The organism is Massilia agilis (genome assembly GCF_024756255.1).
Lineage (GTDB): Bacteria > Pseudomonadota > Gammaproteobacteria > Burkholderiales > Burkholderiaceae_D > Telluria > Telluria agilis.
The window spans coordinates 20,856-44,247 of the sequence record NZ_JANUHB010000005.1 but is presented as its reverse complement, the minus strand read 5'-3'; the positions used below and the strand labels follow the sequence as shown (position 1 = coordinate 44,247).

The following is a 23,392-nucleotide window of genomic DNA, read 5'->3' as shown; positions in this document are numbered from 1 at the left end:
TCTACGCGACGCCGTGCGACTTGAACCAGGCGAGTGCGCGCGACCAGCCGTCCTTGGCGTCGGCTTCGACGTAGCTCGGACGGTAGTCGGCGTTGAAGGCGTGGCCGGCATCCTGGTACACCACGAAGGTGGAACCGCTGCTGCCCTTGGCCAGTTCGGCCTCCATCTTCTTGACCGTATCGACCGGGATGCCGGTGTCCTTGGCGCCGTACAGGCCCAGCACCGGAACCTTGAGGCTGGCCGCGATGTCGATCGGGTGCTTCGGCGTGTTGGCGCTCGGTTCGCCCACCAGGCGGCCGTACCATGCCACGCCGGCCTTCACCTTGGGATTGTGGGCGCTGTACATCCAGGTGATGCGGCCGCCCCAGCAGAAGCCCGTGATGCCCAGCTTGTCCACGTTGCCGCCATTGTGGCGCGCCCAGTCCACGCAGGCGTCGAGGTCGCCCATGACTTGCGCATCCGGGGTTTTGGAGATGATGTCGCGCATGAGGTCGGCGATATTCGGGACCTTCGACGGGTCGCCCTGGCGCACGAACAGCTCGGGCGCGAGCGCGAGGTAGCCCAGCTTGGCGAAGCGGCGCGCGATGTCCGCGATGTGTTCGTGCACGCCGAAGATCTCGGACACGACCAGGATGACGGGAAGATTGGTCTTGCCCTCGGGCTGGGCGCGATAGACGGGCACCGTGGTGCCGCCGACCTTGAGCTGGATGGTGCCGGCGGTCAGGCCAGCGGTATCGGTCTTGATCACGGACTGCGCCGCGACCGGCAGCGTGGCGGCGGCAAAGCCGGTGCCCAGCGCGGCCTTCAGGAACACGCGGCGGTCCACACCGTCCGCGAAAGCGCTGTCGGCGACAAGGCTGTCGCCATCCTGTACCAGGTCCTTCATCTGCGATCCTCCGACGTGATGGAAAAGGCTTGCTATCTTATCAGCGTCGGAGCGATGGCGTGCACAGGATCGGGTTTGCAAGCGGTGCTTGAACGCGTGGGCAGGAATACCTGCCCACCCTACCGGGAAGTACGTAGGGTGGGCGGGTCTCCCGCCCACGCGTCCAGCCAGACTGAGATCAGCTTACGGCGCCAGCGCGAAGTTGACGTTGGCCTGGTTCGCGGTCGCGATGCTCACACCCGACACCGACTTGGTGGTGTAGCCGTTGGCGCTTGCCTCCACCGTGTAGGTCGCCGGCGTCACGCCGACAGCGGCGTTGAACGCGAGCGGCAGCGTGCTGCTGTACACCGCGTACTGCGGCGCCGCCACCGGAAGGTTGGCCAGCGTGTAGGCACCGGTCGCAAGATCCGCCCCTTGGTACTTGATGGTGACCGTCGGGCCGGAAGCGAACGACTGCTTGGCCGCGACATATGCCGCCTCGGTGGCGCTCGGCGGCGTCATGGTGACGGTGCCGCTGATCGAACCGGTGGTGGACAGCGCCAGCGCGATCGGGGCACCCGTGGTGCTGATGGCGGTGGTGCCGCTGGCCGTCACCGGCACGGCGCTGATCACCGACGCGGCGCTGTTGTCCGAGGTGATGACGACATCGTAGTTACCGGCCGTGAGGTGCGACAGGTTGAATGCGCCGGTGCTGTCCGGCGCCGTGGACGCGATGATCTTGCCGTTCTGCTGGGCCGACACCACCACGTGGTTGGCCAGCGCGGTGGTGGCGATCACGCCGGTGATGCCGTTGTTGACCGCGCTCGGGACCATGCGCAGCACCGGCTTGAGCGCGTATTTGCCATTGCCCTTGGTGAGCACCGATTTGCAGGCGTCGAAGTCGATCACGATGTCCGAACGCTGGCCGACGGCCACGTCGAATTCGCCGGTAAGCTTGATGCCGCTCTGGACCGCGCTCGGCGTATCGAGCGGCTGTTCGGTCTTGGAACCGGTCGGCAGCACCGTGTTGGCGGTGCCGCTCGCGTTCGAATCGAGCACCAGGCGCACCTGGGTATAGTGGCCGGCTTCCAGCGAGGTCTGGCCCAGGGTGTCGAGCACGCCGTTGGTGAGCTTGAGCAGGTCGATCTTGCGCGCCGGGTTCAGCGTCACGTCCACCCAGCCGGCGTCGGTGTCGCTGGCGGTGGCGCTCTTGTTCACGCGCACCTTGCTGACGGTGACGTTGACCGCGTCAAAACCGCAGGCCGGGGCATCGGTGAGCGCCACGGTCAGGGTGCCGGCGGTGCCAACTGGCGGCGGCGTGGTCGAGGAACCAGAGGAGCCGCCACCGCCGCCGCAGGCGACGAGCGAGGCTGCAGCCAGGGCGCTGCCGGCCACGAGGCCGATTTTGGTGAGCTGTTGTTTCATGTTATGCCTTTCAGAAAAATCGCCGACGACCACGGCGGGTTGAAAGGCATCCTATATTCCGATTGGCAACTTTTGAGTTAACGAACGCACATTGAAACCATTGCTTACACTTCAGATACTGAACTGTTGCGGCGAAGCCACCGAAATTTAACCTTGTATTAACAGGTCTTAACGGGCGTGCAATCGTAGGGTGGGCACTTGTGCCCACGCGGTTACGGGGCCGCGTGCAAACGCGTGGGCTCGAGAGCCCACCCTACGTAGCCGGCGATAGTTACTCAGGCGATCAGTGTGCCTGCTCCCAGTTCGGCCCCACGCCGGTTTCCGCCAACAGCGGCACGTCGAGCTTGGCCACGCCGGCCATCAGCTCGGGCAGGCGCGCGCGCACCAGCGCCAGTTCGCCCTCGGGCACTTCGAGCACCAGTTCGTCGTGCACCTGCATGACCATGCGCGTGGCCAGCTGGTCCTTCTCGAGCCAGCCCTGCACGGCGATCATCGCCAGCTTGATCAGGTCGGCCGCGGTGCCCTGCATCGGCGCGTTGATCGCGGCCCGTTCGGCGCCGGCGCGGCGCGGGCCGTTGGGCGAATTGATCTCGGGGAGCCACAGGCGGCGCCCGAACACCGTCTCCACATAGCCGCGCTGCTTGGCCGCCAGACGCGTCTCGTCCATGTACTGCTTCACGCCCGAGAAGCGGTTGAAGTAGCGCTCGATGTAGTTCTGCGCGGCCGACCGCTCGATGCCCAGGTTCGACGCCAGGCCAAAAGCGCTCATCCCGTAAATCAGGCCGAAATTGATGACCTTGGCGTAGCGGCGCTGCTCGGCCTGCACTTCCTCGGGCGGCATGCCGAAAATCTCGGCGGCGGTGGCGCGGTGGATGTCCTCGCCCTGCGCGAACGCGCGCAGCATCGCCTCGTCACCCGAAATGTGGGCCATGATGCGCAGCTCGATCTGCGAATAGTCGGCCGAGACGATCACGCTTCCCGGCGGCGCGATGAAGGCCTCGCGAATGCGGCGCCCTTCACTGGTCCGCACCGGGATGTTCTGCAGGTTGGGGTCGTTCGACGCCAGGCGCCCAGTGACCGCCACCGCTTGCGCATAGTTGGTGTGCACACGCCCGGTGTGCGGGTTCACCATCTTGGGCAGCTTGTCGGTGTAGGTGGACTTGAGCTTTGACAGTCCACGGTGTTCGAGCAGCACCTTCGGCAGCGGGAAGTCCTCGGCCAGCTTCTGCAGCACCTCTTCGTCGGTGGAGGGTGCGCCAGTCGCCGTCTTCTTGATGACCGGGAGCCCGAGCTTGCCGAAGAAGATTTCGCCGATCTGCTTGGGCGAACCGAGATTGAACGGGCCGCCGGCCAGTTCGTAGGCTTCCTGCTCCAGCTTCATGATGCGCTCGGCCAGCTCGTTCGACTGCACCGCCAGCAGCTCGGCATCGACCAGCACGCCGTTGCGCTCGATTTTCTGGAGCACCACCTGCGTGGGCAGCTCGATCTTCTCGTACACGTACTTCAGGCCTTCGTTGCTCTGCACGTGCGGCAGCATCACCTCGTGCAGCCGCAGGGTGATGTCCGAATCCTCGCCCGCGTACTCGGTCGCGCGCGCCAGCTCCACCTGGTCGAAGCAGATCTGGTTGGCGCCCTTGCCGCACACGTCCACGTAGGGAATCGTGGTGTAGCCCAGGTGGCGCATGGCCATCGTGTCCATGTCGTGCGGCTTATGCGACTCGAACACGTAGGATTCGAGCAGCGTGTCGTGCACGATGCCGCGCAGCTTGACGCCATGGTTCTCGAACACGTGCATGTCGTATTTCAGGTTCTGGCCAAGCTTGGGCTTGTCCGGATTTTCCAGCCACGGCTTGAGGCGCTCGAGCACCAGCTCGCGCGCCAGCTGCTGCGGCACCCCGGCGTAGCGGTGCGCCACCGGGATGTAGCAGCCCTTGCCCGACTCGACCGACAGCGAAATGCCGACCATCTCGGCCGCCATCGGGTCGAGCGACGTGGTTTCGGTATCCACCGAGGTGAGCGCGGCAACATCGACCAGCGCGATCCATTTGGCGAGCTGCTCTTCGGTGAGCACGGTTTCGTATTCGCCGCGGATGATCGGCATGCCGGGCAGCGTGGCCTGCGCGCCTTCCGGCGAATTGAGCTGGGCCGCGGGGGCGCGGGCGCCACCGTTGGCGGTCAGCTCGCGCAGCATGGTCTTGAAGCCGTAGCGCTGGAAGAAGGCCTGCAGCGCTTCGCGGTCTTCAGGACGGCCGACCAGCGTTTCCTCGATCGAGACGACGTGCCGCGACAGGTCGCAGTCGGTCTTGACGGTGATGAGCTGGCGGCCCTTGGGCAGCCATTCGAGCGCCGCGCGCAGGTTCTCGCCCACCGCACCGGTGATCGCGTGCGCGTTCTCGATCACGCCGTCGAGCGAACCGTGCAGGGTCAGCCACTTGACCGCGGTCTTGGGGCCGCACTTGTTCACGCCGGGGACGTTGTCCACCGTGTCGCCGATGAGGGTGAGGTAGTCGATGATGCGGTTGGGCGGCACGCCGAACTTGGCGATCACGCCCGCTTCGTCCAGCTTATCGTTGGTCATGGTATTGATCAGCATGACCTTGTCGTTGACGAGCTGGGCCAGGTCCTTGTCGCCGGTGGAGACGATCGTGTTCATGCCGCGGGCGGCGGCCTGCACCGCCAGGGTGCCGATCACGTCGTCGGCCTCCACGCCGTCCACCATCAGGATCGGCCAGCCCAGGTAGCGCACCGCCTCGTGGATCGGCTCGATCTGCTTGCGCAAGTCGTCCGGCATCGAGGCGCGCGTGGCCTTGTACTCCGGGTACATCTCGTCACGGAAGGTCTTGCCCGAGGCGTCGAACACGCAGGCGACGTAGGCGGCCGGGTAATCGGCGCGCAGGCGGCGCAGCATGTTGACCATGCCGTGCATGGCCCCGGTCGGGAAGCCGTCGGGGCTGCGCAGGTCGGGCAGCGCGTGGAAGGCGCGATAAAGGTAGCTGGAACCGTCAACGAGCAGCAGGGTATTTTGCATAGGGAGATAATCTGGTGATGGGCGGGCCAGCGCCGCGTTCGATCCACGCATTATCGCAGAATCCGGCATGAAGAAAACGCAACGGCCCGCCAATCCAGATGGGGACGATGCCCACACTTTTCACTGGGAAGGCACGCCCTTTGTTACAATGAACAAAACGACAAAGGTGAAACATCATGCAGCGCAAGCTCCCTTCCCTCCGACTGTTCTCGCTCTGCCTGTTGGCGCTCGCGCCGTGCGCGTTCGCGCAGCAGCAGGCGCAAAGCGCGCCGCCCAGCGAAAAGCCGCCCAAGCTCGAGCGTATCGAGCCGGGCAGCGACGTGCCGGCGACCACTATTCCGCCCAAAGGCGGCACCCAGATCAAGGAGCGCAAGCAGAACGGGCAGGTCACCGAAGTCGAGGTGCAGGCCGGCCCCAGCCACTACTACATGCGCCCCAACGTCCCGGCGGGCAACGCCGCGCCCGGCACGCAGGAAGCCGGCGGCATTCGCGCGCCGCAGTGGCAGGTGCTGGAGTTCGACCTGAACCGCAAGCGCAAGCAGGGCGAGCCAAGCAGCGAAACGCCGGAGCAGACCCCGGCCGCGGCCGAAGTGCCGCCGCCGCCGCGCCCCACCAAATAACGCGGCCCGCGCGCGGACGACCCGCGCGCGAGTATCAACCCGAATCAGCTACCGACTCTCACTTTTTGCTTGAACATGGCAGTTTTCACCGCGGTCACGCTGGACGACCTCAACCAGTGGATCAAGCAGTTCCCTCTCGGCCAGGCGCGCGCGCTCAAGGGCATCGCCTCCGGCATCGAAAACAGTAACTTCTTCCTGACCACCGAGCGCGGCGAGTACGTGCTCACGATCTTCGAGAACCTCGACTTCGACCAGCTGCCGTTCTACCTGCAGCTGATGCGCCACCTGGCGCGGCGCGGCATTCCCGTGCCCGATCCGGTGCCGAACGAGCACGGCGACCTGGTGGTGCCCCTGCACGGCAAGCCGGCGGCGGTGGTCACCAAACTGGAAGGCGCATCGCAAATGGACCCGCAACCGGTGCACTGCGCCGAGGCGGGCACCATGCTGGCCCGCATGCACCTGGCCGCGCACGACTTCCCGCTGCAGCAGCCGAACCTGCGCGGCCTGGACTGGTGGCTCGAGACGGCCCCCAAGGTGATGCCCTTCCTTTCGCCGGAAAACGCGCAGCTTCTGTCGTCCGAGATCGCGTTCCAGCAGGCGTTTGCCGGCACCGACACCTACCGCCAGCTCGCACACGGTCCCGTGCACGCAGACCTGTTCCGCAACAACGTGATGTTCGTCGGCGACAAGCTCACCGGCTGCTTCGACTTTTACTTTGCGGGCTGCGATACCTGGCTGTTCGACGTGGCAGTGACGGTCAACGACTGGTGCATCGACCAGCAGAGCGGCAAGCTGGACACCGCGCGCCTGTCCGCGCTGCTCGACGCGTATCACGCGGTGCGGCCGTTCACCGACGCCGACCGCGCCGCCTGGCAGACCATGCTGCGCGCCGCCGCGCTGCGCTTCTGGCTGTCGCGCCTGTACGACCTGCACCTGCCGCGCGAGGCCGAGCTGCTCACGCCGCACGACCCCACCCATTTCGAACGCATCCTGCGCGACCGCGTGGAGCACGCGGCCCAGGAGCTGCCGGCATGAGCAAGCTTCCCGCCAGCACTGGCTGGGCATGGCTCAAGCAAGGCGCCGCACTGTTTCGCAAGCAGCCCGGCGGGCTGACGACGCTGATGTTCGCGAACATCCTGATCAGCATCGCGTTTTCCGCGGTGCCGGTGGTGGGGCCGATCCTGGCCGTGGTGCTGATCCCGTCGCTGTCGATGGCCTTCATGCAGGCCTGCCTGATGATCGACAACGGCGAGCGCGTCACCCCCAGCGTGCTGCTGACGGGCTTTCGCAAGCCGGCCGTGGTCACGCTGTGCAAGCTCGGGCTGGTGTACCTGGCGGTGTCGCTGCTGCTCGCCCTGCTGGCACGTTTCGCCATCGACCCGGCGTTCTGGGAGCAGATCACCGTGCAGCAGCCGGACCCGAAGAAGCTGGCGGTCGACGTGTCGGACGTGCTGGCGATGTTCCTCATCTTCGTGCTCGACCTGGCGGCGCTGATTTCGCTGGCCTTTGCGGCGCCGCTCACCTACTGGGAGAAGATGGGGCCGGGCAAGGCCACCTTCTACAGCTTCTTCGCGGTGGTGCGAAGCGCGCGCGTGTTCAGCGTGCTGCTGCTGGCGTGGTTCGGGCTGTTCTTCTCGGTGTGCATGCTGGTGGCGCTGATCGTGGGGCCGGTGCACATCGCGCAGGTGATCATCATGTGGCTGATCTTCCTGTTCGTGCTGCTCTTGCAGTGCGCGATCTACGTCGGATACCGCCAGATTTTCGGCAAGCCGGTACAGCCGCAAGGGCAGCCGGCCTAGAAAACTTTGTTAGCTCAAAAACGTCGTCCCCGCGCAGGCGGGGACCGATGCTGAGCCTGCGTTCATGCGGCCTATGGGTCCCCGTCTGCGCGGGGACGACGTGCGAAGACTAACGAGAGGGGTTAGCGCGACAAGCGCTCGAGCTTGGCCACGGACAGGTCCAGCACCTTCATCCCGGCCGAGCCGAAGTTGATCTGCGCGCGCGCCGCACCGGCGCCGCCTTCGATATTGACGATCACACCCTCGCCGAACTTGGCGTGCGAGACCGATTCGCCAATCCGCCAGCCGGAACCGTTGCCCGACTTTTGCGTGATCTGCTGCGCGATCTTATTGTCCGTGCCCGCGTTGCGGAACTGGGCATCGTCCCAGGCGGTGGTCTTCTTGTTGTTCGCGAACCAGTGCCCCTGCACGCGCGGCGACAGCCACTTGAGCGACTCATCCGGCAGCTCGTCGAAAAAGCGCGACTTCATGTTAAAGCGCGTCTGCCCGTGCAGCATGCGCTGCTGCGTAAAGCTCATGTACAGCCGGCGGCGCGCGCGCGTGATCGCCACGTACATCAGGCGCCGCTCCTCGTCCACGCCGTCCGCCTCGCGCGAGCTGCTCTCGTGCGGGAACAGGCCCTCTTCCAGGCCGGTGATGAACACCGCGTCGAACTCCAGGCCCTTGGCCGAGTGCACCGTCATGAGCTGCAGCGCGTCCTGTCCCACCTGCGCCTGCGCGTCGCCCGCTTCCAGCGACGCGTGCGACAGGAAGGCCGACAGCGGCGACATCACCGCCGGCAGCGGCGCGTCGGCGTCCAGGATCTCGACCCCGTCTTCGCTGACCACCAGCTCGCCCGCCTGCGCCTGCGCCTGCGGGCCCAGGTGCGCCGGCGCCTGCTGGCCGAAGCCCTCTTCCTGCACGAACTGGGCCGCTGCGTCCACCAGCTGCTCGAGGTTCTCGACGCGGTCCGCGCCTTCCTTCTCGTTGGCGTAGTGGGTCAAAAGGCCGCTGCGCTCGAGCACCACGCGCACCATCTCCGGCAGCGGCAGCTGCTGGGTCTCGAAGCGCGCGCCCTCGACCAGCTTGACGAAGGCGCCCAGCGAAGAACCCGCCTTGCCGGTCATGTAGGGCACCGACGCGTATAGCGAAATGCCGTACTGCTCAGCGGCGCCCTGCAGCATCTCGATGGTGCGCGCGCCGATGCCACGGGTGGGGAAGTTCACCACGCGCAGGAAGGCCGAATCGTTGTGCGGGTTGTCCATCAGCTGCAGGTAAGCGATCGCGTGCTTGACCTCGGCGCGCTGGAAGTAGCGCAGGCCGCCATAGACGGTGTACGGCAGGCCGGCCGCGAACAGCGCGTGCTCGATCACACGGCTTTGCGCGTTGGAGCGGTACAGGATCGCGATTTCGCTCCTCGGGATGCCGTCGGCCATCAGGTTCTTGGCTTCCTCGATGATCCACTGCGCTTCCTCGAGGTCGGACGACGCCTCGTACACGCGCACCTGCTCGCCCTGCCCCTGGTCGGTGCGCAGGTTCTTGCCAAGGCGTTTGGCGTTGTAGGAAATCAGGTAGTTGGCGCTGTCGAGGATGTGGCCGTGCGAGCGGTAGTTCTGCTCCAGCTTGATCAGGTTCTTGACGTGGAAGTCGCGCTCGAACGCGCTCATGTTGCCCACGTTGGCGCCGCGGAAGGCGTAGATGCTTTGGTCGTCGTCGCCCACCGCGAACAAGGCGCCACCCTGCGCTTCGCCATAGCCGGCCAGCAGCTTGAGCAGCTTGTACTGCAGGTCGTTGGTGTCCTGGAACTCGTCCACCAGGATGTGCTTGAAGCGCATCTGGTAATGGTGGCGCAGCGGCTGGTTGCGCGACAGCAGCTCGTAGGTGCGCAGCAACAGCTCCGCAAAATCGACCACGCCCTCGCGCTGGCATTGCTGGTCGTACAGCTCGTACAGCTCGGCAAATTTGCGCGTGATCGGCTCGTAGGCCTCGACGTCGTGCGCGCGCAGCCCTTGGTCCTTGGCATTGTTGATGAAGTACAGCAGATCCTTGGCCGGGTACTTCTCGTCATCCACGTTGTTGGCCTTGAGCAGGCGCTTGATCATCGACAGCTGGTCCTGCGTGTCGAGGATCTGGAACGCCTGCGGCAGCGCCGCGTCGCGGTAGTGCGTGCGCAAGAGCCGGTTGCACAGGCCGTGGAAGGTGCCGATCCACATCCCGCGCGTGTTCACGGGCAGCATGGCGGACAGGCGCGTCAGCATCTCCTTGGCCGCCTTGTTGGTGAACGTCACCGCCATGATGCCGGCGGGCGACACCTGTCCGGTCTGGATCAGCCAGGCAATGCGCGTGGTCAGCACCCGCGTTTTGCCCGAGCCTGCGCCCGCCAAAATCAGGGCGCTCTGGGGCGGCAGCGTGACGGCGGCCAGTTGTTCTGGGTTCAGGTTCTGGAGGAGATTCTGCATCCCGTCATTATACCGCCGGGGGTCTGCGGCCGCCGCTGTTGCCAGCTTGTCAGCTGGTGCCTTTGATCACGAAAAATTTTTGCGCGCTTGTCGATTTGCGCCAAGCTTGAACGACAATGAACAGGCAACTGATCGACAAGCTCGGGAGTCTGACAAACAACCTGACCAATGAGGAGGCAAGATGAGCGATAACCAGACCACCACCCGTGCCGAGGGGCGCGACCTGTTCCTGACCCGCGTGATCAACGCCCCGCCGGAAAAGCTGTTCCAGGCATGGACCGATCCCCGGACAATGGAAAAGTGGTTTTGCCCCAAGCCGTGGCGCGTCTCCGTGATCTCCAGCGACCTGCGCCCCGGCGGCGCGAGCGTCATGACCATGCACGGGCCGGAAGGCCAGGAATTTCCCAACAATGGCGTCTATCTCGACGTGGTGCCCAACCGCCGCATCGTGTTCACCGACGCCTTCACCAGCGCGTGGGAGCCGTCGGACAAGGCCTTCATGGTGGCGGAAGTGACCTTCGACGACCTTGGCGGCGGCAAGACCCGCTACAGCGCGCACGTGCGCCACTGGTCGGTGGAAGACCGCGAGGCGCACGAAAAGATGGGCTTCCACGAAGGCTGGGCCAAGGCCACCGAGCAGTTGGTAGAACTGGTCGAGGCGCGCTGAGCGTGCTCTAAGGCGTAGGGTGGGCAGCTTGTCTGCCCACGCGTCCAGGCGCAGCGAGCGCCACCGCACTCCTGCGCTCGCCTCGGCCCAGTTTCCCCTCTCCAAGACGCAAAGATAGGTGTTGAAAATCCAACCCGCCACGGGCATATGCCCGGAACGGGTCCACTCCCCGTGGACTTCGCGTATGCGACTTTGTTTCTAAGGAGGAGATTCAAATGGAAGCCAACGACGACCCCATCAAACCCGTCCAGACCCTGGACCCGGTCGAGCACCCGCTCGACTTGCTGATCCGCGACCACGACCTGGTGCGCAAGCTGGCAGACAAGTACTGTCACACCCAGGACAAGGAAGTCCAGAAGCAAGCTGCCAAGCAAATGCTGCAGGCGCTGCACACCCACTCGCGCGTGGAGGAATCGGTGTTCTACCCCGGCGTGCGCCAGATCGACCCGGCCATGATCGGCCACTTCGAACAGGAGCACCTGAAGACCGACGACCTGGTCGCCACGCTGCAGGGCATGTCCCTTGACGAACCGCACGCCGACCGCCTGATGCGCGAACTGATCCAAAGCACGCTGCATCACATCGAGCAGGAGGAAAAAGAGTTCTTCCCCAAACTCGAGGCCGCCAACATGGACATGGCCCCGATCGGGCTCGAAATGCAATCGTTCGAAGCGAACCTGATCCACATGCAATCGCAGGCCGGCATCGACATGCACCGCTGATCATTACTGCGCAAACAGCGCCACTGGAAGCGGTGGCGCTGCTGCCTGGCCTGCCTGCCGGACACAACCTGTCGCGCGCCACCCGCTGCGCGATTGGCTTACCTTAGCGTTTGCGTGCTTTACAGCGAAAGGAGATTTGACATGCTGAATCGTGTAGTGACAGTCGCCGCCCTTGCAGTCGGCGGCATGATGCTGAAAAAGCAGATGGACAAGAAGCAAGGCCGTTCCGACGTGAGCGAAAGCTCGACCATCATGGAATCGGCCGAGGTCAACGTGCCGGTGCGCTCGGCATACAACCAGTGGACCCAGTTCGAGGATTTCCCCAAGTTCATGGCTAGCGTGCACGAGGTCAAGCAGCGGGACGATCGTCACCTGCACTGGAAGGCCAACGTGATGGGCGAAGAAAAGGAATGGGATGCCGAAATCACCGAGCAGATCCCGGACCAGCGCATTGCCTGGCGCAGCACCAGCGGCGCACCGAACGCAGGCGTGGTGACTTTCCACCGTCTCTCGGACAGCTGCACCCGGGTCACGGTGCAGATGAGCTACAAGCCGGAAGGCCCGATGGAAAAAATCGGCGACGCACTGGGCGCCATGCGCCTGGAGGCGCGCCAGAACCTGCAGCGCTTCAAGGACATGCTGGAAGAGCGCGGCAAGGAAACTGGCGCCTGGCGCGGAACCATCCCGCAGCAGTCGTCGTCGTCCTCGACGCACTGACCAGTCATCTGGTTGACGGCCCGGCCCTCGCCGCGGTGGGGGCCCTGGCTGGCAGCGCCCCGTCAGCTCGCGTCAAAGAGCTTGCTCGCTTTGTCGCTTTGCGCCTCCACCATGCTGGCCAGCCGCATCAGGTCCCGCCATTCGATCACCGAATCGGTTAATGTTGTAACGAGTTCGCCGTCATCATCAACCACCAGCAATTCCGGCGCATAGCGCTGATAAGCGAAGTCATGCTCCGGGTCGTCGTATTTCTTCTCCACGAGAAGTACTGTGAAGGAATTTCCCCGACGCCGCATCTCGGTCGAGAACTGACGATATACCAAGGTCGGGTTGAAAATGAGGTCGGCATTCGCATTGCGCCTGAGCTGCCTCCACTCCAATGCGCGTGTCTGGGTTTGTTTCAGAATTTCATCAAACAGGGCTTCGTATTTGTTCATGCGTCCTCCGAAAACGACGCCAGGTCGTAAATGGCTTCCTTGAGCGCGACGATATTGCCCTCGTCGATGTGCTTATGCACTTCCAACGCCGCCCTGCCCTTTTCAGTAAAGCGGGACCACACATAAGTCGGGATGTTCCGCTTTAATGCCAAGAGTTTCGTGCGCGACGCCGAGGAGAGCGGCATCGCGTCGTCTTGAATTTGAAGGATTTCGTCGGTCAGGTGACGAATCCTCTGCTTGCGCCTGAACCGGATGATGTTCTTCTTAATGCTTCGCACGTAGAACAGCGAGACAACGGAAATGCACAGGCCAACGATCGAGGCCCATGAGCTGTAGAAAGCCAACTGCGCATCAGTCACGCCAAATCTCCTGCGTCAGTAGTTTTCGTTCTCCCGCGCACCGGATTTACCACACGCGGCAGCGCTTCTCCTTCACCATCGCCTGCCCCGGCTTGCACTGGAATGCCTCCTGGAACTGCGGCATGTTCACCAGCAGGCCGTTGACGCGGTAGCGGCCCGGCGAGTGCGGGTCGGTCATCGCGTGCACGCGCTGGTTCTCGGGGCGGTCGTTTTCGCACGCCCACTGCGCGTAGCCGACGAAGAAGCGCTGCTCGGGCGTGAGGCCGTCGCGCAGCGGTTGCGCCTGCTGCGGCATGGTCGCCATCTGCTCCTTCCACGCCATCCAGCCCAGGATCAGGCCGCCCAGGTCGGCCACGTCCTCGCCCAGCGTCAGCTTGCTGTTGATCTTGATGTCATCCACCACCGTGTACTGCGCGTACTGGTCCACGATGCACTGGGCGCGCTCTTCGAATTCCTTGGCGTCCTTCTTGGTCCACCAGTCCTTCAGGTTGCCGTTGGCGTCGAACTGGCGGCCCTCGTCGTCGAAGGCGTGGGTCAGTTCGTGGCCGATGGTGCCGCCGGTGTTGCCGTAATTGGGCGCGTCATCCATCTTCGGATCGAACAGCGGCGGCTGCAGCACGCCGGCCGGGAAGTTAATGTCGTTCATCTGCGGGTTGAAGTAGGCGTTTACCGTCGGCGGCGTCATGCCCCACTCGCTGCGGTCCAGTGGCTTGCCGATCTTGGCCAGGTGGCGCTTCACTTCGAATACATTGCCGCGCACCACGTTCCCCGCGAAGTCATCGGGCTTCACGGTGTACGCGGTGTAGTCGCGCCACTTGTCGGGGTAGCCGATCTTGTTGACGATCGCGACCAGTTTCTGCTGCGCGCGCTTCTTGGTCTCCGGGCTCATCCACTCGAGCGAGTCGATATCCTTCTTCATCGCTTCCTCGACCTGGCGCGTCATGTGCAGCGACTTGGCCTTGAGCTCCGGCGAGAAGGCGCGGCTGACGAATTCCTGGCCCAGCGCTTCGCCCAGCTGGGTGTCCACCAGGCGCACGCAGCGCTTCCAGCGCGGCGGCTGCTGCTGCACGCCGCGCAGGGTCTTGCTGAAGAACGCGAAGTTCTCCTTGTCGAAATTCGACGAGAGCGCCGGCGCCAGCGCGTGCATCACGTGCCAGCGCAGGTAGGTCTGGATCGCCGCCAGGTCGTTGCTGCTCAGCTGCCGGGCAAATTCCTTGAAGAATGCAGGCTCGGTCACGTTGAAGCTGTTCAGCTTCGGCTCGCCCAGCGTGACAAGGTAGGCATGCCAGTCGAAGCCCGGGGTGAGGGCCTGCAGGCCCTTGCCGTTCATTTTGTGGAACAGCTTGTAGGGGTTGCGCTTGTCCACGCGCGACAGCGATGCCTTGGCCAGCGCCGTCTCGATCTGCATCACCTTGGCGGCCGAGCGCTGCGCCTCCTCGGGCGTTTCGCCGGACAGCTGGAACATGCTGGCGACGTGCGCCACGTACTTCTCGCGGATTTCCTTCGATTTGGCGTCGTCCTTGAGGTAGGAGTCGCGGTCCGGCAGGCCCAGGCCGCCGGCGCCGGCAAACGCGATCACGCGGGTGGCGTCGGCAAAATCCTGGCCCGAGTCAAAGCCGAAGAAGAAGCCTTCATCGGCCAGGTCCATGTGCAGCGCGGCCAGCACGGCCGGCAAGTCGCGCGTCGAGCGCATCGCCGTGATGCGCTCGAAGTACGGCTTGAGCGGCGCGGCGCCGCGCTGTTCGATCGCCACCTCGTCCATGCAGGCGCCGAAGTAGTCGCCGATCTTTTGCTGGGTCGCGTTGCGCCCTTCCGTCTTCCTGGCCAGCTCGTCCAGCACGCCCCACAGGAAGCGCTGGTTGTCCTGTGCCAGCTTGCCGTACACCGACCAGCGCGCCTGGTCGGCCGGGATCGGATTGTTCTTCATCCAGCCCCCGCAGGCGTACTGGTAGAAGTCTTCGCACGGGTTGGCGCTCTTGTCCATCGAGCTCACGTCCAGCCCCGGCGTGTACGGGAACGCGGTGGCCGGACGGTCGGGCTGGGCAGGCGGCGTCTGCGCGACGGCAACAGCGCCGGCACCGGCGACAGTCAGGGAAAATGCAAAGCGAATGAGGTGGCGCATGAAGGCTCCGGAAGGCGGGAACAATGCGCACGCATTCCGGTGCGTGGCAGCGGCGGGAGCGTACGCGCGAATGGGGCGTATGCTGCCACACAATTATTTGATCGGCAATATTGACTGCGCGGTCAAACGAAAAGGGCGGCAGCCCTGCGGCCGCCGCCCCTTTTACGTTGGTTCCTCGACGTCAGAACGCGTAGTGCACGCCTGCGCTGAGGTTCTTGACGCCGCTTTGCGGACGCTGCAGTTCCAGCCGGGCCGACACGTTGTCGGTCAGTTTGTAGCTCGCGCCCACGCCCAGCAGCAGATGGGTGTCCTCGTCACGGAGTTGGAAATCAGAGACCCCCGGCTGGCCCACGGCTTTGAAGCTGACGTGGTTCACGATGTGACTGGCGCCAACGCGGCCGAACACGCTCAGCTTTTCGTTGACCGGCAGCGAACCGATGACCGACAGCGAATACTGGTCCGAGCGCAGGGACCTCCACGGATCATCATAGCTGGACAGGCGGCGCGCGCCGGCTTCCACCGCGAAGTTCTGGTTCACGTTGTAACCCAGGTAGGCGCCGTAGCTGCCGCGCGTGTTCGAAAAATCATCGCTCTTGGTCACCCCGGCATCCAGGCCGGCATAGAACGGATTGGTCACCGGCTCGGCGGCGTAGGACGCCGCGCTCAGCCCCAGGCCCGCCACAATGGTTGCTGCGATAAATTGCTTGATCATGAAACCCTCTTTCAGTTGTGTTGTAAGAATCGATCGTCGCAACCAGTTCTTATCGATTTAACTAGTTGCTGACGTGAAATTTACCAGAGGGTTTGCGTAACTAAACAATCGGTCACAAACTTTTACATTCTCTCGGGAACGAAAAAAAGGGGCGCCGCAGCGCCCCTTCCCTTCGCTTCGATCGCCGCAGCTTAGAAAGCGTACGAGATGCCTGCGCTCAGGTTCAGCACGTCGCTGTGCGGACGCTGCAGTTCGACGCGGCCGCTGATGTTGCTGTCAAAGTCATACTTGACGCCAACGCCCAGCAGGAGACCCGAGGTATTGTCGGAAACGCTGCCGTATTTGCCCATATCAACCTTGGCGTTCAGGCGGTTGTAGCCCACGCGGCCGTACACGCTGGTCGCGGCGTTGACCGGCAGGCTGCCGATGGCCGACACGGCGATCTGGTCCATGCGGGCCTCGTTCCAGTCCTGGGTGTCGGACCAGAGGCGGCGCACGCCGATCTCGCCGGCGAAATTCTGGTTGAAGTTGTAGCCAAGGAAGGCGCCGTAGCTGACCTGGTTGGAGTCGCCCTTGATGTGGGTCGCGCCGACGTCGACACCGGCGTAGGTGGTGCCCGGACCGGCAGCTTGCGACGAGGCAGCCAGGGTCGCGAGGGCGGCGGCAGCGAGGATTTTCTTGATCATGATGAGTTTCCTAAGATGAATTTTCAGAACCGTTGCAGCCCAGTTTTTCGTATGAGGACTGGATTGCCAACCGGCAATGATAACCCATCAACTGGCTGTTCGATAGCTCGATGACAATTTGTTACATGGTCTAATCGATGTCCGTGACAGGCGCCAGGCGCCTGCCCCGTCAACGTTGACTCAGCCTTTGGCCGTGGTGAGCGGCACCGGCCGGGCCAGGCCTTTTTGGCGCGATTCGCGGATCAACTGGCGCACCACCCGGTCGGCATTCTTGCTCTCATGCTCCATCTGCTTGCCGAGCGCGCCCATCTGGTGACCCAGTTCATCCATCGGCTTGCTCGCCTCGCGCATGCGCTGGCCCAGGTCGTCCATGGCCGCATGCGCCTGGCGCTGGTCCTGTTTCTCCGCATGCTGGCGGAATTGCTTGCCCTCGGCGTCCATCTTCTTGCCGAGCTCACGCATCTGTTGTGACACACGGTCGCGCTCGGCGCCATCCGTACTCGCCAACCGCGCGCCGAGATCCCCCATCCGGGCCCCCATCTCGTTCATTTTTCGCTCGAACTCGCGCATCGCCTGCTGGTCCGGCTGGACGCGTGCAACCGATTGCTCCATATGGCGGCCGAGCGCTTCCATCTTCTTGCTGTGCTCGTCCATCTGCCTGCCGTACACGTCCATTTGCTCGCCGAGCCGGTCCACCGGCGCCCAGGCCGCATTGGCACGTGCCAGGATGTCCGGGTCCTGCACGACCCAGGCCTGGCCACCGTCGCGGAACCACAGGAATTGGCCGTGCATGTTCTTCTTGACCGCTTCGATTTCGCGCCAGTCCACGCTGTCGCCGTTCATGTTGGTGCCGCGGTCGGTATCGCGCACCAGGGCATACGAGCCGTCCTTGCTGGGGCCGGCGTAGCGCTTGAACGCCTTCATCGCGGGCGCCGTGTCCGGCGCTGCCAGCGCGGTGGATGTGTGGGCATACAGCGCGGCGCACGCGGCCAGGCCCAGGATGGGCAGCGCCAGCTTCCAGTTCAGCGGTTCGGATTCGGGGCGAACCAGGCGTTTGATGCGAGACATAAGATTTCCTCCATGTGCTGCATGGGCAAGTTGCGGGGTGGTGAGCCGGAACAGGTCCAGCTCGGACAGTGCAAGTGCCAGGCGCCGCGGTTCGCCGAGCGTGCTTGCGGCTAAATCGTCTGCGATCTGTTCGCGCTCGATTCGAATCCGGTTCGACAGCCACCACACGGCCGGGTGGTAGAACAGCAGGATTTCGATCGCGCTCTGGATCAGGTTGACCAGGTAATCGAGGCGGCGCACATGCGCCAGTTCATGCGCCAGCAGCGCTTCCAGCAAGTCGGGCGGCATGCCCGACACCAGCGATGCCGGCACCAGCACGACCGGGCGCCACCAGCCGGCTGTCACCGGACTGGCCAGGTCGTCCACCAGGCCGAGCGTGACGCGCCGTGCCACGCCCATCGCGCGCGCCAGCCGGTCCAGCCGCGCCTGCCAGGCTCTGTCGCGCCGATAATGGCCAGGCCGGCACAGCCTGCGCACCCACACCAGGCCAAGCAGCATGCGCAGCGCCAGCACGCCGGCGCCGCAGGCCCAGCAGAAGATCACGAGCGGCAGTCGCTGCTGCAGCATGCCCTCCCACGACGCAAGCTGCTCGGCGGGCAGCGCCAGCGCAGGGGCGGCATGCAGGACGGCGGCGTCCGCCAGTGCAAGCGGCAAGCTGCTGGCGGTGGCCGACTGCGCGGCAAGCACCCGTTGCAGCGTGCCGGCCACGGGCAGCGCCGCACACAGCAGCAGCGCCGCACACGCCACGGCGTAGCGCGCCTGCGGGGATGCCTTGCGCAGCAGCGCCAGCAGCAAGGCGGCGATCCAGCCGACCAGCATGCCCTGCCACACAAAGTCGAGCAGCGCCCAGCCCAGGCTGGGAACGATGGAGGACAGCAAGCCGTTCATCGGCGCTGCCCTTTCTGCTCAAGGGTGTGCTGGTGCATGTGGTCTCCGTTGTTGTGCGATCTAGATTAAAAGTTCTAGATAATTTTGTCTAGAACTTTTAATCTACTTGAGGGCGGACGCATGCCGCCGATGACAACTGTAGGAAAACGCGTGGGAGGATGCTACCGGGGTGCGACAGGCTGCAGGATCGGCGGAACAGGCGACGAAAACGCGCGCCTGGACCGTCGTCCCGGCGAACGCCGGGACCCATGCTGAACAGAGCCCAGCCGAGTTGCGCGCACACTCGGCATGGGTACCGGCGTTCGCCGGTACGACGTGCTGGCTTAGTACACCACCACCGAACGGATCGACTCGCCCGCCTTCATCAGGTCGAAGCCCTTGTTGATCTGGTCGAGCGTGAGGTGGTGGGTGATCAGGTCGTCGATATTGATCTTGCCTTCCATGTACCAGTCCACGATCTTGGGCACGTCGGTGCGCCCGCGCGCGCCGCCGAAGGCCGAGCCCTTCCACTGGCGACCGGTCACGAGCTGGAAAGGGCGGGTCGAGATTTCCTTGCCCGCCTCCGCCACGCCGATGATGATCGACTGGCCCCAGCCCTTGTGGCAGCACTCCAGCGCCTGGCGCATCACCTGCACGTTGCCGATGCACTCGAAGCTGTAATCGGCGCCGCCGTCGGTGAGCTGGACGATGGTGTCCACCACGTTCTCTTCCTTGAGCGGGTTGACGAAGTGCGTCATGCCGAACTTGCGCGCCATCTCTTCGCGCCCCGGGTTGATGTCCACGCCGATGATCTTGTCGGCGCCGACCATGCGCGCCGCCTGGATCACGTTCAGGCCGATGCCGCCCAGGCCGAACACCACCACGTTGGCGCCCGCCTCCACCTTGGCCGTGAAGATCACCGCGCCGATGCCGGTGGTGACGCCGCAGCCGATGTAGCACACCTTGTCGAACGGCGCGTCGGAACGGATCTTGGCCACCGCGATCTCCGGCACCACGATGTAGTTGGAGAAGGTGGACGTGCCCATGTAGTGGAAGATCGGCTTGCCGTCGAGGTGGAAGCGCGTGGTCGCGTCGGGCATCAGGCCGCGGCCTTGGGTGCTGCGGATCGCCTGGCACAGGTTGGTCTTTTGCGACAGGCAGAACTTGCACTGGCGACACTCTGGCGTGTACAGCGGGATCACGTGGTCGCCGGTGCGTAGGCTCTTCACGTTCGGGCCCACGTCCACCACCACGCCCGCGCCCTCATGGCCCAGGATTGCGGGGAATATGCCTTCCGGGTCGGCGCCGGACAGGGTGTAGTAATCGGTATGGCAAATGCCGGTGGCCTTGACCTCGATGAGGACTTCGCCCTCGCGCGGGCCATCCAGGTCCACTTCCTCGATCGTCAGCGGCTGGCCCGCCTTCCACGCAATCGCTGCCTTGGTTTTCATGTGTTCTTCCTCTTCAGACGCGGACACTGCCGCTGGGGTTTGCCATGATATCAAGCCAGGAAAGGCCGCGCTTCGAACACGCACAAATGCGTGCCCGCCAAGGCCGCTCACCCGCCGTGCATCTTGCTCGCGGCCGCGCGAAAAATATAGCACGCGCCTGCCGAACTCAGCGGTTTCAACAGTGCAGGCCCACCACATAACAACAGTTCTCGCGCACGCTTGAACCTGCCATTGCGCGCCCAGAACCTTTCCAAATAGACTAGATCGGTTGCATGCATATGCGGCAACGGCAGCAACGAGAGCACGCGGGCAAAGAACCGCGGCGAAAACGATAGGCTTTCATACGGAGAAAAGTAGAATGACCAAACACGACACTCGCGCATCAAAAACCCTGGGACTTTGCCTGGCCGCGCTTGCCGCAGGCGTGATCGGCAATGCTTCCGCCGCGGCACCGGACACCACCCGTGTCATCGTTGCCTTCAAGCCTGGCGCTGCCGCCAGCATCCGCTCCGCCGTTGCCGCCGCCCACGGCAATGTCAAGCTGGAGATCTTCGGCATGAACGCGATGGCGGTCGAAGTGCCGACCACCGCGCTCAAGGGCCTGGACAACAATCCGAACGTCGAATACATCGAGGAAGACGTGGTGCGCAAGCCCTTCGCGCTGACCACGCCGTCGACCGGCACGCCGTATGCGACTGGCCAGCTGGTCCCGTACGGCATCAAGCTGGTGCAGGCCGACCAGCTGCCGGACACCAACGCCGGCAACCGCAAGATCTGCATCATCGACTCCGGCGTGGACTTCAGCCATGAAGACCTGAAGGACAACGGCAGCAACGTGACCGGCGAATACGACTCGGGCACCGGCTGGTGGTACACCGACGAGACCCACCACGGCACCCACGTGTTCGGCACCATCGCGGCGGTGAACCAGAGCGGCGTGGGCGTGGTCGGCGTGAACCCGAACAAGGCACTCAAGCTGCACATCGTGAAGGTGTTCGGCGCCAACGGCGCATGGACCTATTCGTCCACGCTGGCCAGCGCCGCCAACAAGTGCGGCTCGGCCGGTGCCAACGTCATCACCATGTCGCTGGGTGGCGGCTCCAAGAGCATCACCGAGCAGCGCGCCTTCGACAGCCTGCAGACCAAGGGCGTGCTCAGCATCGCTGCGGCTGGCAACAGCGGCAACGCCACCACCTCCTACCCGGCCGGCTACGGCAGCGTGATGTCGGTGGCGGCCGTGGACGAGAACAAGACCTACGCCTCGTTCTCGCAATACAACAACGACGTCGAAATTTCCGGCCCGGGCGTCTCGGTGCTGTCGACCGTGCCGATGGGCACCGGCGAGGACTCGTCGCTGTCGGTGGGCACCACCAGCTACAGCTCGTCGTTCCCGCTGGAGGGCTCGCCGCAAAAGACCGCGACCGCGGCCCTGGCTGACTTCGGCATCGGCGACACCGTCAACACCGCCGTCTCCGGCAAGGTCTGCCTGATCCAGCGCGGCACCGTGGACTTCGCGACCAAGGTCACCAACTGCCAGAACAGCGGCGGCGTGGGCGCGATCATCTACAACAACGCGGCCGGCAGCTTCTCGGGCACGCTGAACGGCACCGCGACCAGCATCCCGTCGGTCTCGGCATCGGACACCGACGGCGCCGCGATGAAAGCACAGCTGGGCCAGAGCGCGACCGTGACCGTCAAGGCATCGAACTATGCCTACTTCGACGGCACCTCGATGGCAACGCCGCACGTGTCGGCCGTGGCCGCGCTGGTGTGGAGCTACTTCCCGACCTGCACCGGCAGCCAGATCCGCACCTCGCTGAACAACAGCGCGATGGACCTGGGCGTGGCCGGCCGTGACGTGCACTACGGCTACGGCCTGGTGCAGGCGAAGGCCGCCTACGACCGCATCAAGTCGCTGGGCTGCGGCAAGTAAGCACGTCTCGCACGGCGAACCAAGGGCGTCTCAGGACGCCCTTTTTTTGTTGGTGGTAAGCGCGCCAAATCTTGTTCGCATACAATCTTCAGCTCCAAGAAAACTGCTGAACGGGACCTGACGTGACTGACAAGACGAATGGCGGCTGGTATTTCGGATGGAACATCGTGGCCGCCGCCACCCTGCTGACCCTGCTTACGGTCGGCCTGCGCATGAGCATCGGACCCTTCTTTGTGCCGATGGCGACCAGTCTCGGCTTTTCCCGCAGCGAACTGGCATCGATCGTCGCAGTGGGCATGCTGTTCTATGGCGCGGGCATGCCGCTGGCCGGCTACCTCGCCGGGCGCTACAGCACCCGCTTTGTGCTGCTGACCGGCACCGCCATCGTCATCGCATCCGTGCTCTGGACGGTGGTCGCGCGCACGCCGCTTGCGCTCCTGCTGTCCTTCGGCGTGCTGATGTCGCTCGGGCTGGCGTTCACCGGCCAGGTGGCGCTGACTCCTGTGATCAGCCGGTGGTTCACGCGCCAGCGCGGCATGGCCCTGTTCCTCGTGTCGAGCGGTTCGATGGCCGGCATCGCCGTGCTGACGCCGCTGTTTTCGTTCGCGATCCGCACGATCGGGTGGCAGAACACCATGCTTGCCTTTGCTGCCGTGTTTACCGTGGTGACCGTGCCTGCGGCGCTGTTCATCATCCGCGACGACGCCCCCGAACATACCGATTTGCTGCCCGGCCAGATCGCCGCCGCGCCAGCCAAGGCGGCGCCCGTGCTAAGCCTGACACTGGGCCAGGCCGTGCGCACCCGGCCATTCTGGAAGGTTGCGGCCGGCCTGTTCGCATGCGGCTTCAGCATGAACCTGCTGGGAACGCACGGCGTGCCAATGTTGATGGACCATGGCTTCGACGCCTCGACCAGCGCGTTCGGCATCGGCCTGATCGGCATTGTGGCGATTTTCGGCACCCAAATGCTGGCGCGCGTGGCGGACAAGCTGCCGCGCAAGAATATCCTGGCGACGATCTATTTTGTCCGGGGGCTCGGCTTCTTTGCCCTGATGCTGGTGGGGACGCATGTCCAGCTTTACTCGGCGGCGGCCATTGGCGGGCTGGTCTGGGCGGGAAGCGTGGCACTGTCCTCCGCCATCATCGCCGACGTGTATGGCGTGCGGCTGGTTGGCGTGCTGTACGGTTACGCGTACATGGTGCACCAGGTGGGCGCAACGATCAGCTCATGGCTGGGCGGCTGGGGTTACGAGCGTTACGGCACGCACTGGGTCGCATTTGGCGCCGCTGGCGTGCTGCTGCTGCTCGCTGCGGCAATCTCGCTCAGGCTGCCGGTCAAAGGCTTTACCCTCACTGCGCCTCAACCCGCGGCTGCCCGCTAAGCCGCCGCCCGGACGGCATGACGCGCGCAGGCCCGCTCCCGCCGCTTGCGCCGCCGCTGCGTTTTCCCCTGTATCGTGTGCCGTTTGGTGCCGC

19 protein-coding genes are annotated in these 23,392 nt (G+C 64.4%); 8 read left to right on the top strand and 11 right to left on the bottom strand.

Translation table 11 applies throughout. The features are described from left to right. Position 1: 1 nt before the first annotated feature. The 3 genes from NX774_RS18890 to polA all read right to left on the bottom strand — a co-directional run bounded on the left by NX774_RS18890 (position 2) and on the right by polA (position 5,318). Complete coding sequence (locus NX774_RS18890) at positions 2–886, bottom strand: dienelactone hydrolase family protein (RefSeq protein WP_258823826.1); 885 nt, start codon at positions 884–886, stop codon at positions 2–4. 183 nt (positions 887–1,069) lie between these two features. After that, complete coding sequence (locus NX774_RS18885) at positions 1,070–2,290, bottom strand: DUF4382 domain-containing protein (protein WP_258823825.1); 1,221 nt, start codon at positions 2,288–2,290, stop codon at positions 1,070–1,072. A gap of 283 nt (positions 2,291–2,573) precedes the next feature. Then, on the bottom strand, positions 2,574–5,318 hold the full coding sequence (gene polA / locus NX774_RS18880) for a DNA polymerase I (protein ID WP_258823824.1): 2,745 nt from the start codon (positions 5,316–5,318) through the stop codon (positions 2,574–2,576). A gap of 176 nt (positions 5,319–5,494) precedes the next feature. On the opposite strand from polA, the gene NX774_RS18875 reads away from it, so the two are divergent. From NX774_RS18875 to NX774_RS18865, 3 genes are all read left to right on the top strand, one after another. Then, positions 5,495–5,938 (top strand): DUF2782 domain-containing protein, encoded by a 444-nt coding sequence (locus tag NX774_RS18875; RefSeq protein ID WP_258823823.1) that lies wholly within the window; start codon positions 5,495–5,497, stop codon positions 5,936–5,938. 75 nt (positions 5,939–6,013) lie between these two features. Beyond that, positions 6,014–6,973 carry a homoserine kinase gene (locus NX774_RS18870; RefSeq protein WP_258823822.1) on the top strand — a complete coding sequence of 320 codons (960 nt, stop codon included), beginning with the start codon at positions 6,014–6,016 and terminating at the stop codon, positions 6,971–6,973. Next, positions 6,970–7,737, top strand: a complete 768-nt coding sequence (locus NX774_RS18865) for a BPSS1780 family membrane protein (RefSeq protein WP_258823821.1) — start codon at positions 6,970–6,972, stop codon at positions 7,735–7,737. The genes NX774_RS18870 and NX774_RS18865 overlap by 4 nt, the downstream gene beginning before the upstream one ends. A gap of 122 nt (positions 7,738–7,859) precedes the next feature. Here the strand turns inward: NX774_RS18865 and NX774_RS18860 are convergent, their stop codons facing one another. After that, positions 7,860–10,175, bottom strand: a complete 2,316-nt coding sequence (locus NX774_RS18860; RefSeq protein WP_258823820.1) for a UvrD-helicase domain-containing protein — start codon at positions 10,173–10,175, stop codon at positions 7,860–7,862. Between the two features lie 181 nt (positions 10,176–10,356). Between NX774_RS18860 and NX774_RS18855 the strand changes: the two genes are divergently transcribed. The 3 genes from NX774_RS18855 to NX774_RS18845 all read left to right on the top strand — a co-directional run bounded on the left by NX774_RS18855 (position 10,357) and on the right by NX774_RS18845 (position 12,281). Beyond that, complete coding sequence (locus tag NX774_RS18855) at positions 10,357–10,842, top strand: SRPBCC family protein (RefSeq protein ID WP_258823819.1); 486 nt, start codon at positions 10,357–10,359, stop codon at positions 10,840–10,842. Positions 10,843–11,057: 215 nt separating this feature from the next. After that, positions 11,058–11,564, top strand: a complete 507-nt coding sequence (locus NX774_RS18850) for a hemerythrin domain-containing protein (protein ID WP_258823818.1) — start codon at positions 11,058–11,060, stop codon at positions 11,562–11,564. Positions 11,565–11,705: 141 nt separating this feature from the next. Then, on the top strand, positions 11,706–12,281 hold the full coding sequence (locus NX774_RS18845) for an SRPBCC family protein (RefSeq protein WP_258823817.1): 576 nt from the start codon (positions 11,706–11,708) through the stop codon (positions 12,279–12,281). 62 nt (positions 12,282–12,343) lie between these two features. Here NX774_RS18845 and NX774_RS18840 read toward each other — a convergent pair whose 3' ends face one another. The 7 genes from NX774_RS18840 to NX774_RS18810 form a co-directional block, all read right to left on the bottom strand. Next, a complete protein-coding gene (locus tag NX774_RS18840; RefSeq protein WP_258823816.1) occupies positions 12,344–12,718 on the bottom strand; it encodes a hypothetical protein in 375 nt (124 codons plus the stop codon). Further along, complete coding sequence (locus NX774_RS18835) at positions 12,715–13,077, bottom strand: hypothetical protein (protein ID WP_258823815.1); 363 nt, start codon at positions 13,075–13,077, stop codon at positions 12,715–12,717. Before NX774_RS18835 ends, NX774_RS18840 begins: the two co-directional genes overlap by 4 nt. A 46-nt stretch (positions 13,078–13,123) precedes the next feature. Beyond that, a complete protein-coding gene (locus NX774_RS18830; RefSeq protein WP_258823814.1) occupies positions 13,124–15,199 on the bottom strand; it encodes a M13 family metallopeptidase in 2,076 nt (691 codons plus the stop codon). A gap of 181 nt (positions 15,200–15,380) precedes the next feature. Further along, positions 15,381–15,911 (bottom strand): outer membrane beta-barrel protein, encoded by a 531-nt coding sequence (locus NX774_RS18825; RefSeq protein ID WP_258823813.1) that lies wholly within the window; start codon positions 15,909–15,911, stop codon positions 15,381–15,383. A 191-nt stretch (positions 15,912–16,102) separates the two neighbouring features. Further along, positions 16,103–16,597: an outer membrane beta-barrel protein gene (locus NX774_RS18820; RefSeq protein ID WP_258823812.1), complete on the bottom strand. Its 495-nt coding sequence runs from the start codon at positions 16,595–16,597 to the stop codon at positions 16,103–16,105. Between the two features lie 180 nt (positions 16,598–16,777). After that, entirely contained in the window at positions 16,778–18,553 is a 1,776-nt protein-coding gene (locus NX774_RS18815) for a M56 family metallopeptidase (RefSeq protein WP_258823811.1), read from the bottom strand. A 323-nt stretch (positions 18,554–18,876) separates the two neighbouring features. After that, positions 18,877–19,983 carry an S-(hydroxymethyl)glutathione dehydrogenase/class III alcohol dehydrogenase gene (locus NX774_RS18810; protein ID WP_258823810.1) on the bottom strand — a complete coding sequence of 369 codons (1,107 nt, stop codon included), beginning with the start codon at positions 19,981–19,983 and terminating at the stop codon, positions 18,877–18,879. A 358-nt stretch (positions 19,984–20,341) separates the two neighbouring features. On the opposite strand from NX774_RS18810, the gene NX774_RS18805 reads away from it, so the two are divergent. Together NX774_RS18805 and NX774_RS18800 are read left to right on the top strand one after the other, a co-directional pair. Continuing rightward, positions 20,342–21,916, top strand: a complete 1,575-nt coding sequence (locus NX774_RS18805; RefSeq protein ID WP_258823809.1) for a S8 family serine peptidase — start codon at positions 20,342–20,344, stop codon at positions 21,914–21,916. A 122-nt stretch (positions 21,917–22,038) separates the two neighbouring features. Further along, positions 22,039–23,298 carry an MFS transporter gene (locus tag NX774_RS18800; RefSeq protein ID WP_258823808.1) on the top strand — a complete coding sequence of 420 codons (1,260 nt, stop codon included), beginning with the start codon at positions 22,039–22,041 and terminating at the stop codon, positions 23,296–23,298. Positions 23,299–23,392: the final 94 nt, after the last annotated feature.

Excerpts from the sequence above, each read along its gene's own strand:
- NX774_RS18890 (WP_258823826.1), bottom strand. The coding sequence starts at position 886 with ATGAAGGACCTGGTACAGGATGGCGACAGCCTTGTCGCCGACAGCGCT.
- NX774_RS18885 (WP_258823825.1), bottom strand. The coding sequence starts at position 2,290 with ATGAAACAACAGCTCACCAAAATCGGCCTCGTGGCCGGCAGCGCCCTG.
- polA (WP_258823824.1), bottom strand. The coding sequence starts at position 5,318 with ATGCAAAATACCCTGCTGCTCGTTGACGGTTCCAGCTACCTTTATCGC.
- NX774_RS18875 (WP_258823823.1), top strand. The coding sequence starts at position 5,495 with ATGCAGCGCAAGCTCCCTTCCCTCCGACTGTTCTCGCTCTGCCTGTTG.
- NX774_RS18870 (WP_258823822.1), top strand. The coding sequence starts at position 6,014 with ATGGCAGTTTTCACCGCGGTCACGCTGGACGACCTCAACCAGTGGATC.
- NX774_RS18865 (WP_258823821.1), top strand. The coding sequence starts at position 6,970 with ATGAGCAAGCTTCCCGCCAGCACTGGCTGGGCATGGCTCAAGCAAGGC.
- NX774_RS18860 (WP_258823820.1), bottom strand. The coding sequence starts at position 10,175 with ATGCAGAATCTCCTCCAGAACCTGAACCCAGAACAACTGGCCGCCGTC.
- NX774_RS18855 (WP_258823819.1), top strand. The coding sequence starts at position 10,357 with ATGAGCGATAACCAGACCACCACCCGTGCCGAGGGGCGCGACCTGTTC.
- NX774_RS18850 (WP_258823818.1), top strand. The coding sequence starts at position 11,058 with ATGGAAGCCAACGACGACCCCATCAAACCCGTCCAGACCCTGGACCCG.
- NX774_RS18845 (WP_258823817.1), top strand. The coding sequence starts at position 11,706 with ATGCTGAATCGTGTAGTGACAGTCGCCGCCCTTGCAGTCGGCGGCATG.
- NX774_RS18840 (WP_258823816.1), bottom strand. The coding sequence starts at position 12,718 with ATGAACAAATACGAAGCCCTGTTTGATGAAATTCTGAAACAAACCCAG.
- NX774_RS18830 (WP_258823814.1), bottom strand. The coding sequence starts at position 15,199 with ATGCGCCACCTCATTCGCTTTGCATTTTCCCTGACTGTCGCCGGTGCC.
- NX774_RS18825 (WP_258823813.1), bottom strand. The coding sequence starts at position 15,911 with ATGATCAAGCAATTTATCGCAGCAACCATTGTGGCGGGCCTGGGGCTG.
- NX774_RS18820 (WP_258823812.1), bottom strand. The coding sequence starts at position 16,597 with ATGATCAAGAAAATCCTCGCTGCCGCCGCCCTCGCGACCCTGGCTGCC.
- NX774_RS18815 (WP_258823811.1), bottom strand. The coding sequence starts at position 18,553 with ATGAACGGCTTGCTGTCCTCCATCGTTCCCAGCCTGGGCTGGGCGCTG.
- NX774_RS18810 (WP_258823810.1), bottom strand. The coding sequence starts at position 19,983 with ATGAAAACCAAGGCAGCGATTGCGTGGAAGGCGGGCCAGCCGCTGACG.
- NX774_RS18805 (WP_258823809.1), top strand. The coding sequence starts at position 20,342 with ATGACCAAACACGACACTCGCGCATCAAAAACCCTGGGACTTTGCCTG.